This is a genomic window from Aurantimonas sp. A3-2-R12 (assembly GCF_036016755.1).
Taxonomy (GTDB): Bacteria; Pseudomonadota; Alphaproteobacteria; order Rhizobiales; family Rhizobiaceae; genus Aurantimonas; species Aurantimonas coralicida_A.
In genome coordinates, this window is record NZ_JAYXIH010000067.1 from 1 (window position 1) to 11,285 (window position 11,285).

Sequence of the window (11,285 nt, forward strand, 5' to 3'; positions counted from 1 at the left end):
AAATCTGATGAAACAGCCTTTCCCATGAAGCACCTCCTGCTCACAGAGAATCAAACCGAACATCAAATGGGAACCCGTCGATTCAAATTATTCGCCGGATGCTCTAGTGCCTGGAGCAAGGATCGCCGAGTGCAACGCAGCGTCAATGGAGACGGGACGCGTCGCTGGACCTCGTTCGCGGGCAATGCTAATGCGACCATCGTTCCCGAGAGCATCGGACCAAAATTGGGAATCCGGTTTTTGGATCATTCCGATGCTCAATCAAAGCGGCAGAGCGCCCTTTGTGCGTCCGGATGGACGCACGGCGCACTAGGAGTGAACCCGATGATCCTTCGCCGACGACGAGTAAAGGTCCGCGCCCCAGCGCATTGACCGCCGTCGTCCGCCGGATTTCCCCAATCGTATTGGGAGCCTTGCGTGCGGCGCCATCGTCCGCCCGAACTGGTTCTCTTCCGATGTTTCACCTCTCCGATGTCCGGTATCTGCCGGAGCACCCCGACCACGACCCGACCATCGACGCGATCGCCGACGAGGCGTTCGGGCCCGGTCGCTTCGCGCGTGCCGCCGAGCGCGTCCGCGAGATGGCACCGCACGACCGGGCGCTCTCCTTTGTCGCCCTGTTTGCAGAAGAGATCATCGGATCGGTCCGGCTGACGCCGATCGCGATTGGGGCGACTCCGTCGCTGATGCTGGGACCGCTCGCCGTGCGTCCGACCTTCAAGAACCGCGGCGCGGGCAGGGCGCTGATGCGCCTCGCCGCCGAGGCCGCGCGGGAAAAGGGCGAGGGGTCGATCATCCTGGTCGGCGATCCGCCCTATTACGCGCCGCTCGGCTATCGTCCGCTTCAGCGCGGATCGGTGCTGATGCCGGGGCCGGTCGATCCGGCGCGTTTGCTCGGGCTGGCTCTGCTGGAAGGCATGCTCGAAGGCGTTTCGGGACGGGTCGGGCCGCAGCGCATTTGATCGCAGCCCGACTGCGGCGGTCCGACGCGCCGCGTGAGCGCTTCGGACCGCCGGCACGAGCCATCGACCTATTGAATCGCCTTCTGCTCGGCGGGGTCGATGAAATAGAAATGCATGTCGTAATGCGGCACCTCGAAGCCCTCATGGCCATTGGCCTCGAAGCCGATATTGATATGGTTCACCGGCGGCATTCCAGGGACCCCGGACAGGTCGGTCCAGGACTTTCCGGCGCTGAACTCCTCCTGGGACATCATGAATTCCAGGCAGACGACCTTGCCCTCGTGAACGCAGTAGATCGGACCGAGCGGAAGATCGCCCGGATTGGCCCAGTGCTCGCCCATGCCGGGAATCACCGGTGACACCTGGATCGTGCCCTCAGGCAGAATGTCGGTCCCCGGAAGCCCTTCGCCGGCCTGTTGGGCGTAAGCGGAAATTGACGATACCGCCAACAGGCCGGCGGCGGCTAGAAGCGTTTTCATCGGCCTCTCGCAAGAGGGCTTGCCGACGGAGCAAGCCGAGATGGATCGGACTGCTACCCTTGCCGTCGCGGGGTCAGGTCGGCCCCGGGAGCAGTCGCAGCGTTCTGCCGCAGCGTAAGTTTTCGTGGAATTTGCGCAAAAATCAAGCGAGCCGGCGTCCGACAGGTCGGGTCCACCCTTGCTGGGGGCATTTGATTCCTCGCAGAGGAGGCCTACCGCCCTTCGCGATACCAGGTCGCCGAGAGTGCCAGGAGCAGCACCGCCAGGCCGAGGAAGCCGGCGAACAGCGGCGTCCGGTCGACGCCCCTGAGCACGGTCTCCTCGGTCTTCCGTAGCCCGATCCAGTCGCGGCCATCGGCATCCGCCCTGCCGCTGACCGGCACGATGCGCGGTACATCGATGTCGCCGGACGCCCCGGCCAGCCGGCGGACGCTGCCGCGCGTCGCGTCAGTGATCGGTTCCAGCTTTTCCGTCGTCGAGATCGCTTCGCGATATTCACGCGGATTGACCGGCCCGACATTGGCCAGAGCGCGCAGGTCGCCATTGGCGGCCTGGAACAGCCCGAGTTCGTCGGTCTCCAGCACACCTTCGTAGCGGCCGGCGCCGACTTCCTCCATCGGCACGCTGACCGCCTCGCCGGACGGCGTCAAAACGGTCGCGGGTCCGGGCGCCTCGCCGATCGTCTGGCGGGTGACGAGAAGGTCGGAGCCGCGCGCCTCGGCGTCCAGCGCCTCTTCCTCCAGCTCCGGCTCCTTCATCAGCCAGTGGGCAAGGCGGCGGAACAGCGCCACATGCGGGCCGCCGCCCTCGAAGCCGCGCGACCACAGCCATTCGTGATCGGACAGAAGCAGCGCGATGCGGCCTTCCTCGACCCGGTTGAGGACGAGGAGCGGCTTGCCGTCTGGCCCGTTCATCACCGTCTCGCCCTCGGGTTCGCCGACGTCGATCGAACGGAACCACGGGCTCCAGTCCGGCGGTTCGCTGTCCGAGCCCGGCAGGTTCCGCGTCACCGGGTGCTTGCGGCCGAGGTCGGATATTCGCGGATAGAACGCCTTCTTTTCGATGCCGCCGGTCGGCATCGCCGGCAGCACCGCCTGCAACGGCGTGGTCGCGACACTTTCGTTGCCGGCATATTCCGGCCCGGCAGCAATCAGCATCGCCCCGCCGTTTTCGACATATTGGGCGATGTAGTCGAAATACAGCGCCGGCAGCACGCCGCGCTCCTGATAGCGATCGAAGATGATCAGGTCGAAATCGTCGATCTTTTCGACGAACAGTTCGCGGGTCGGGAAGGCGATCAACGACAGCTGGTCGATGGGCGTGCCGTCCTGCTTTTCGGGCGGGCGCAGGATGGTGAAATGGACGAGATCGACGGCCGCATCCGACTTCAACAGGTTGCGCCAGGTGCGCTCGCCCGCGTGCGGTTCGCCGGAAACCAGCAGCACCCGCAAATTCTCGCGAATGCCGTCGACGACCGCGATCGCCCGGTTGTTGACCGGGGTGATCTCGTCGGGATCACGCGCGGCGGAGAGTTCCAGGATGTTCTTGCCTGACCGCGGCAACTGGAAGGTAAATTCGGCCTCGCTGCCGGGGCGGACCTGCTCGCGGGCGATCAGGTCGCCATTGAGGAATATCTGCACCTCGACCGGCGCGTCCGAGGCTTTCGGACCCTCTTCGATGACCCGGTAGCGCAGGCGCTGGTCCTCATCGACGAGACCGAAGCGGGGGCTGGTCGTCACCTCGATGCGGCGGTCGAACTCGTCCGGCCGGCCGGTGACGAGGCCATGGACCGGCGCGTTGAAGCCGAGCGCCTGCGCTTCGGCCGGAATGTCGTGGATCTGGCCGTCCGTGACCATGATCGCGCCGGCCACCCGCGCCGGCGCAACGTCCTTGAGCGCGCCCGCGAGCGCGCCGAACAGCGCGGTGGTCGCGTCGCTGGACGGCGCATTGCCCGATCGTGCCTCGACGGTGCGGACTTCGAACTCGGGATAGCGGGCGAGACTCGCCTTCAGCGCCGCCTCGGCCGCGTCGGTCTGCGCTGTGCGCTCGCCGATGGTCTGGCTCTGGCTGCGGTCGAGGACGAGCGCGACGACGCTCTTCAACGGGTCGCGCTGTTCGCGCAGGACGACCGGGTTGAGCAGCGCCAGCAACAGCGCGGCGATGGCGAGGATGCGAATGACTGCGCCACGCATTCGGGCAAAGATCAGCGCCAGCGCCAAAAGCACCGCCGGCACCGCCAGGATGGCGATCACCGTCCAGGAGAAGAACGGCGCGAAGTCGATCGACCAGGTCATTGGCCGAGCCTTTCCAGCAGCGCCGGCACATGCACCTGATCGGCCTTGTAGTTGCCGGTGAGCACATACATCACGATGTTGACCCCCGCCCGGTAGGCGTATTCGCGTTGCGAGGGGTCGGACGAATCCGTGGGAAACAGGAACAGGCCCTGTGCGTCGACCGCCCAGGCGCTGGCGAGATCGTTGGCGGTGATCATGATCGAGGAGACGCCGTCACCGCCGCGCGCCGGCCGCGAGGCCCCGTCCGCGTCGCGCACCAGCGATTCCACCCACAGCTCGGACCCGGTGTGCCGACCTGGGAAATCGCCCATGATGTAGAACGCCTTGGTCAGCACGTGATCCGAGGGCACCGGCTCCAGCGGCGGGATGTCGAGATCGGCGAGGATGTCGCGCAGCCGCCGCTGGCCAGCCGAGACGCCGCCGCCGGACAGGCCCGCCAGCGTGTCGTCGGCGACGTCGAAGAGCACGGTGCCGCCCTGTTTCATATAGGCGTCGATCCGGCTCACCGCCGCCTGATCCGGCATCGGCGCGGCGGGATCGATCGGCCAGTAGATGATCGGATAGAAGGCGAGTTCGTCGGCGGCGATGTCGACCCCGATCGGATCGCCCGGCTCCAGCGCGGTCTTCGCCGCGATGTATTGGCTCAGTCCGGACAAGCCGGCGCGGGAAATGTCGTCGGTCGCTGCATCGCCGGTTTCGACATAGGCGAGATGGGTGGTTTCGGTGGCCTCGATCGCCTTTTCGACGTCGAAGGGCAGGTCGATCGAGGCCGGTGCGCCGGTCTCGGCAGTCTGTGCCCGTCCGGGGTCAATGGAAGCGGCGAGCGCCACGGCCGCCACAAGGGCGATCACCGGCAGCGCGGCCGAGCGGCGTTTGGCGAGTGTCGTTCCAATCCGCGAGAACGCTCCGTTCAGCCACAACAGCGCCAGTGCGTCGAGCGCGAACAACACCAGCGCGGCGGCGAACAGCCACGGCGTCAAATCGACGGCGTCCTCGCCGCCATAGCCGAGCGTCTGCACCGGCGCGCCGAGATCGAGCGGGGGCAGGGGCTTCAGTTCGGTGCCCGCCGGCAAGAGATTGTGGGCGATATAGCCGTCCTCGGTGCCGTAAAGACCCGGCGGATTTTGCAGCGTCACCGGCTGCGGTCCGTCCGCGACGAGCTGCAGCGGCTGCACGTCGGCGCCCGGACCCACCAGACGCCCCTGACCGTCGAGGATGCGATAAGGCGGCAGGCTGTCGGCCGCCGTCCGTCCGTCGGTGGTGTTCGCGCTCGCCCGCGACAGGGTGACGATCCGGCGCAGCATGTCGACGAAGGCGCCTGAGATCGGCAGGTTCGACCAGGTTGCCTCGGCGGTGACGTGGAAGAGCACGATCGTTCCGGCGCCGAGGGACTCGGCGGTTACGAGCGGCGTACCGTCGACAAGGCTCGCCCAGGTCTTGTCAGCAAGGTCGACGGAGGGTTCGGCGAGGATCTGCCGCGTGACGGTGACGTCATCGGGCACCTTGATCCCCGCGAACGGGCTTTCGGCCGCCAGCGGCGCGATCTTCTGCGGCTCCGACCAGGACATGGCCCCGCCGAGCTGGCGTTCGCCGGTGCGCAGTCGCACCGGCACCAGCGGGTCTTCGCCGGTCGTCGCCGCCAGCCGCGGCCCGGCGAAGCGCACCAGATAGCCGCCGTCCTCGACGAATTTTTGCAGGGCGGTTTCAGCGGTCTCAGGTAGGACGCCGATGTCGGCCAGAACCACAACCGAGGGCCGACGCTCCAGAAGCGATGGAATGGCCTCAGCTAGGTCCGCGCTGTCAGGCCGCACGAGGTCGGCGTAGGGCTCCAGCGCGCGAGTGATGTAGTAGAGCGGCGACAACAGCGGTTGCGCGACGTCGGCGGATTCGCCCGACACCAGCGCCACCCGGCGTCGCCGGAAACTGTCGTCGACCAGCCGCACGCCGCCGGCGTCGCTCGCCCCGTCCACTTCCAGCCGGGCGATATCGTTGCGCAATTCCACCGGGATCGCGAAGCGCGCTTCGGCAGCAGCGGCCCCGGCGGCGAATTCCAGTGGCGCGCGGCCGATCTCGCGGCCCTGCGCATCGACGGCACGCAAGGCGAACGTCCTCGCTTCCGGGCCACCGGCCGGCCGCACGGCTGTGACGACCAGCGCTTCGGTCGAGTTGTCGGCGCCGGTCAGCCCGACGAGTCCCTCGATGCCGGGGGCATAGACGATCGCCTGGCTGGGGGCTAGCGCCGCCAGGGTCCGCGCCGCCGACGCCGTCTCCGCGCTGTCCAGCCCGTCGGCGAGAAAGACCAGCGAGCCCGCGCTGTTGCCGGCGAGCGCCGTCGCCATGCGTTCGGCCGCCGCTGCGCGGTCGGTGGGGATCGGGTGCGGTGCTGCGGCGGCCAGCCGTTCGAGCGCCGTTGCCGCCTCGACCGGCGTCGCATCGTCGCTCGGGCCTTCCGCCGTGAAGGCGAGGGAAATCGGTCGGCCGGCGTCTCCCGCCTCGCGGATCAGGCCTTCGGCCGCCGTGCGGCGCGCGTCCCAGTCGCCGCCGCTCGCCCAGCCATTGTCCACCAACAGCGTCAACGGCCCGTCGCCCGACAGCTGGCTTTCGCGTGGGTTCAGCGTCGGGGCGGCGAGCGCGAAAATGATCAGCGCAGCCAGCAGCAGCCGCAGCAGCGTCAGCCACCACGGGCTCTTCGATGGCGTTTCCTCGCTTTTCAGGATCTCCTGCAAGATCCGCAGGGGCGGGAAGGTCTCGGTCTGCGGACGCGGCGGGGTCAGCTTCAGGAGCCACCAGATCACCGGTAGCGCCAGAAGTCCGAACAGCACCAGCGGTGCGCCGAAGGATAGGGCGAGGCCGCCGATCATGCCGCCGGTTCCTTCGTTCGCGGTCCCATGACCTGCGGCACGCCGCTCAGCCGGCCGTGGACGGCGACCAGCGCTTCCGAGGCCAGCCGGTCGGTGCGGTGGGCGATGAAGCTCCAGCCAAGCCGCCGGCAATGTTCGGCGATGTGCTCGCGCCGCGCCTTGTAGAGCGTGGTGTAGTCGTCGCGCAGGGTCTCGGCGCGGCCGGCGGTCAGCTTCGCCCCGGTCTCCGGATCGCGGAATTCGGTGCGCCCGACATACGGAAACACTTCCTCGGCCGGGTCCGCGACCATGATTACGTGGCCCTTGATGCCGCGTCGGCCCATGTGGTCGATACGGGCGACGAGGTCGTCGACCGGATCAAGCAAATCGCTGACGATGACGAGTTCGGTGAAGCGCCTCAGCCGGTCGTCGGGCGGGAACGGATCGTCCGGCCGGCTGTTGAGCAGAGCGGTGGCGATCCGCTCGGCGGCGTTTCGTGCCGAAATCGGGTCGATGACCCCCGGATAACCGATCCGCTCGCCCGAGCGTGCCAGGATCTCAGCCAGCGCGAGGATGATGACCAGCGCCCGGGATTCCTTCGAGACCGTCGCGCCCTTCGACTGGTAGCGCATCGACGGCGACGGGTCGGCCCACAGCCAGACGGTCTGGGCCGCCTCCCATTCGCGGTCGCGCAGATAGACATGGTCGTCGCGGGCCGAGCGCCGCCAGTCGATGCGCGAGACCTGTTCGCCGTCGACGAAGGGGCGGAACTGCCAGAAATTCTCGCCGACGCCACGCCGGCGCCGACCGNCGAGACCTGTTCGCCGTCGACGAAGGGGCGGAACTGCCAGAAATTCTCGCCGACGCCACGCCGGCGCCGACCGTGCCAGCCGGAAATCACCGTCGCCACGACGCGCCGTGCCTCGACCAGAAGGTCGGGCATCAGCGCGGCGCGCTGGCGTGCCCGCACAAGGGCTTCCGGCGCTTTGGTGAGTTCGACGGGTGAGCCGATCGGCATGCTTGCGGCCGCCTTACGCCGCGTCGCGCTTCAGCGCGCCAATGACGTCGCGCACGCTCATGCCCTCGGCGCGAGCCGAGAAGTTGAGCGCCATGCGGTGCTGCAGGATCGGTTCGGCCAGCCCCATGACATCGTCGATGGACGGCGCGAGGCGCCCGTCATAGAGCGCCCGCGCCCTGACGCAGGTCATCAGCGCTTGCGATGCGCGCGGGCCGGGACCCCAGGCGACATGCGTATCGGCGTGGCTGTTGCCATTGCCCGGACGCGCGGACCGCACGAGCTGAAGGATCGCCTCGACGACGCTCTCCGCGACCGGCATGCGGCGCACTAGCGACTGGATTTCGCGCAGGCGCTCGGCGGTCATCACCGCCTCGGCCGATTGGTTGTCGTTGCCGGTCGTCTCCAACAGAATGCGGCGCTCGGCCGCGATATCCGGATAATAGACGTCGACCTGCATCAGGAAGCGGTCGAGCTGGGCTTCGGGCAGCGGATAGGTGCCCTCCTGCTCCAACGGGTTCTGTGTGGCGAGAACATGGAACGGCGCCGGCAGATCGTGGCGCTCCCCGGCGACGGTGACGTGATATTCCTGCATCGCCTGCAACAGCGCCGACTGGGTGCGCGGCGAGGCGCGGTTGATTTCGTCCGCCATCAGGAGCTGGGCGAAGACCGGCCCTTTCACATAGCGGAAGGACCGGCGTCCGGTCTCGTCCTGGTCCATCACCTCGGTGCCGACGATGTCCGACGGCATCAGATCCGGCGTGAACTGGATCCGCCGCGCGTCGAGGCCAAGGGCGACGCCGAGCGTGTCGACGAGCTTGGTCTTGGCAAGGCCCGGAACGCCGACGAGCAGCGCATGGCCGCCGGCGAGAATGGCGACGAGGCTCTGTTCGACGACGCTTTCCTGGCCGAAGATGACCCGGCCGACCGACTCGCGCACCTTGGCGATATCGGCGAGCGCGGTTTCCGCCATGGCGATGACCGCGTCGTTGCTGAGGGTCGCCTCCTGGGGCTGCATCATCGTCATCAGGAGTTCTCCGTCGAGGAATTGTCGCTGGGCGCCGCGTCGGGGAGGGCGCGTAGCCGCGGCGGAATCGTAACATGGAAACGGCTCCCGCCGCTCATGGCAAGCAGGACGCCCGCAACTATTTCGTGACTGCGAAGCCCGGCCAAAATAAGACCGGCTCCTATATGGGACCGATTGCCGCGGAAGGGGAGAAACATGCAAGAGGCGACATCGAATGCCGGCGGCATCAGCCTTGCGGCACTCATCTCCCGCGCCGAGCGTGCCGGCAAGGGAGCACCGCCCGTCGAGCTGTGGAATCCGGCCTATTGCGGCGACATCGACATGGTCATCCGCTCCGACGGAAGCTGGACCTATATGGGATCGCCGATCGGCCGGCCGGCCTTGGTGCGGCTGTTCTCCACCGTGCTGCGCAAGGACGAGGATGGCCGGACCTATCTCGTGACGCCGGTTGAAAAGCTGGGGATTAGCGTCGAGGACGCACACTTTCACGCGGTCGAAATGAGCCGGGAAGTCAGGGACGGCGAACCGGTCCTGACCTTTCGCACCAATGTCGGCGACGTCGTCGAAGGGGATATCGAACACCCGCTGCGCTTCGCCATTGGCAAGAACGGCGAATTTCGACCCTATGTCACGGTGCGTGGCCGGTTGGAGGCGCGGCTGACACGGGCACTGGCGTTCGAGCTTGCCGATTTCATCGAGCCGGTGGCCGAGGGTAGCGGCCGCCATGGCGTCCGTTCGGGCGGCGCTCTGTTCGACATCCCGGCCGAGGCGCACGACATATGACGACGATGCCAGGAAACATGTCACATCAACCCCGATATACCGCCGCCGATATGCGCACGCGAATGGAACGGCGTGGGTGGATCGCCGAGGAAACCCGTGAATACGGCGACCATCTGCTCAATCCCGATCTTGTCCAACTGATGGAGCGGGCCGAGGCGCGCGAGGCGGCGGTTCTCGTTCCTGTCGTCGAGCACGCGGACGGCGCAACGGTGATCCTGACCAAGCGCGCCGACCATCTGCGCAAACATTCCGGCCAGATCGCCTTTCCGGGCGGCTCCGTCGATCCCGAAGACGCCTCGCCGGAAGCTGCGGCAATTCGCGAAAGTACCGAAGAGATCGCCCTCGATCCGGGCCATGTCGAGCCGATCGGCCAATTGCCGCGCTACCTGACCACCTCCGGCTTTCGCATCACCCCGGTCGTCGCGATCGTGCGGCCGGGATTCCGTCTCCTCGCCAATCCGGCCGAGGTCGAGGATGTGTTCGAGGTGCCGCTCGAATTCTTGATGACGGAAGCCAATCACAGCCAGGAAAGCCGCATCTGGCAAGGCACCGAGCGTCGCTACTATGTGATGCCCTTCGGCGAGCGCTTCATTTGGGGCGTCACCGCCGGCATCATTCGCACCCTCTACGAAAGGCTTTATGCATGACCGTGACGACGATCGACGCGCCCTGGCTGACGTCCGCGTCGCTGCAATCACTGCTGTCGGCGCTGTCGCGCGATGGCGAGGAGGCGCGCGTCGTCGGCGGTGCGGTACGCAACTGGATCCTCGATCAGCCGGTCAGCGATGTCGATGTGGCGACGACCACCGCTCCCGAAGAGACGGTGCGGCGCGTCGAGGCGGCGGGTTTCCGCGCCGTGCCGACCGGCATCGAGCACGGGACGGTGACGGTGGTCACGCCCAAGCGGGCCTACGAGGTGACGACGCTGCGCAAGGACATCGAAACCGATGGCCGCCGCGCTACCGTCAGCTTCGGCCGCGACTGGCAGGCCGACGCCGAGCGCCGGGACTTCACCATCAACGCGCTGTATTGCCAGGCGGATGGAACCGTCGTCGACCTCGTGGGCGGCATTCCCGATATCGCCAGCCAGACGCTGCGCTTCATAGGCGACGCCGAGACACGCATTCGCGAGGATTATCTGCGCATCCTGCGATTTTTCCGGTTCTTCGCCTTTTACGGCAAGGGCCGGCCGGACGCCGAAGGAATCAGGGCGTCGACGCGGCTGAAGGACGGGTTGGTGGGGCTTTCGCCGGAGCGGATCTGGTCGGAATTGCGCAAGCTCCTTTCAGCGCCCGACCCGTCGCGCGCGCTGTTATGGATGCGCCAGACCGGGGTGCTGACGGCCGTTTTGCCGGAGACCGAACGCTGGGGCATCGACGCCATTCATCCGCTGGTCGATGCCGAGCGGGCCTTCGGCTGGGATGCCGATCCGATGCTGCGGCTGGCAGCCATCGTGCCGCCGGATGCCGCGCGGCTCACCGAAATGGCCAAGCGGCTGCGCTTTTCCAACGCCGAGCGCGATCGTATCGTTGCCTTCGCCCACGCCGAGCCGGTGCGGCCGGACGAGAGCGAGGCGGCGTTGCGCACCCGGCTTTATTTTGGCGATCGATCGTCGATCGTCGACCGGCTGCGCCTTGGCCTCGCGGCGGCGCGGACGAAGGCTGAAGGGACGCCGCAATCGCTGACGGCGGTCGCGACGCTGACACGCCAGTTGGCCGCGGCTGAACGCTTCGATCCTCCAGAATTTCCGGTCAACGGCGAGGATCTGAAACGGGCGGGCGTCGCGCCGGGCCCCGACATGGGCGAGGCGCTGAACCGGCTTCGCCGGCTCTGGGCCGAGAGCGGCTTCGTGCTCGACAGCGAGGCGTTGATGTCCCGGCTCTGA

The 11,285-nt window shown here is 67.2% G+C and carries 9 protein-coding genes and 1 pseudogene; 5 read left to right on the top strand and 5 right to left on the bottom strand.

Annotated features, from left to right (window positions below):
* Positions 1-372: hypothetical protein (locus VSX60_RS20860; protein ID WP_327626174.1), on the top strand; the 372-nt coding region annotated here is incomplete at its 5' end.
* An 83-nt stretch (positions 373-455) separates the two neighbouring features.
* Positions 456-962: a GNAT family N-acetyltransferase gene (locus tag VSX60_RS20865; RefSeq protein ID WP_327626175.1), complete on the top strand. Its 507-nt coding sequence runs from the start codon at positions 456-458 to the stop codon at positions 960-962.
* Between the two features lie 68 nt (positions 963-1,030).
* Here the strand turns inward: VSX60_RS20865 and VSX60_RS20870 are convergent, their stop codons facing one another.
* The 5 genes and pseudogenes from VSX60_RS20870 to VSX60_RS20890 all read right to left on the bottom strand — a co-directional run bounded on the left by VSX60_RS20870 (position 1,031) and on the right by VSX60_RS20890 (position 8,617).
* A complete protein-coding gene (locus tag VSX60_RS20870) occupies positions 1,031-1,441 on the bottom strand; it encodes a hypothetical protein (RefSeq protein WP_327626176.1) in 411 nt (136 codons plus the stop codon).
* 212 nt (positions 1,442-1,653) lie between these two features.
* Complete coding sequence (locus VSX60_RS20875; RefSeq protein ID WP_327626177.1) at positions 1,654-3,735, bottom strand: hypothetical protein; 2,082 nt, start codon at positions 3,733-3,735, stop codon at positions 1,654-1,656.
* Positions 3,732-6,596 carry a DUF4159 domain-containing protein gene (locus VSX60_RS20880; RefSeq protein WP_327626178.1) on the bottom strand — a complete coding sequence of 955 codons (2,865 nt, stop codon included), beginning with the start codon at positions 6,594-6,596 and terminating at the stop codon, positions 3,732-3,734. The genes VSX60_RS20875 and VSX60_RS20880 overlap by 4 nt, the downstream gene beginning before the upstream one ends.
* A pseudogene (locus VSX60_RS20885) lies at positions 6,593-7,593 on the bottom strand (DUF58 domain-containing protein). The gene VSX60_RS20880 and the pseudogene VSX60_RS20885 overlap by 4 nt, the downstream one beginning before the upstream one ends.
* Before the next feature lie 13 nt (positions 7,594-7,606).
* Complete coding sequence (locus tag VSX60_RS20890) at positions 7,607-8,617, bottom strand: AAA family ATPase (RefSeq protein WP_327626179.1); 1,011 nt, start codon at positions 8,615-8,617, stop codon at positions 7,607-7,609.
* 195 nt (positions 8,618-8,812) lie between these two features.
* Here VSX60_RS20890 and VSX60_RS20895 point away from each other — a divergent pair, with 195 nt between their 5' ends.
* The 3 genes from VSX60_RS20895 to VSX60_RS20905 are packed head-to-tail and all read left to right on the top strand — an operon-like array spanning position 8,813 to position 11,285.
* A complete protein-coding gene (locus tag VSX60_RS20895; RefSeq protein ID WP_327626180.1) occupies positions 8,813-9,400 on the top strand; it encodes a DUF1285 domain-containing protein in 588 nt (195 codons plus the stop codon).
* 17 nt (positions 9,401-9,417) lie between these two features.
* A complete protein-coding gene (locus tag VSX60_RS20900) occupies positions 9,418-10,047 on the top strand; it encodes a CoA pyrophosphatase (RefSeq protein ID WP_327648036.1) in 630 nt (209 codons plus the stop codon).
* A complete protein-coding gene (locus VSX60_RS20905; RefSeq protein ID WP_327626182.1) occupies positions 10,044-11,285 on the top strand; it encodes a CCA tRNA nucleotidyltransferase in 1,242 nt (413 codons plus the stop codon). Before VSX60_RS20900 ends, VSX60_RS20905 begins: the two co-directional genes overlap by 4 nt.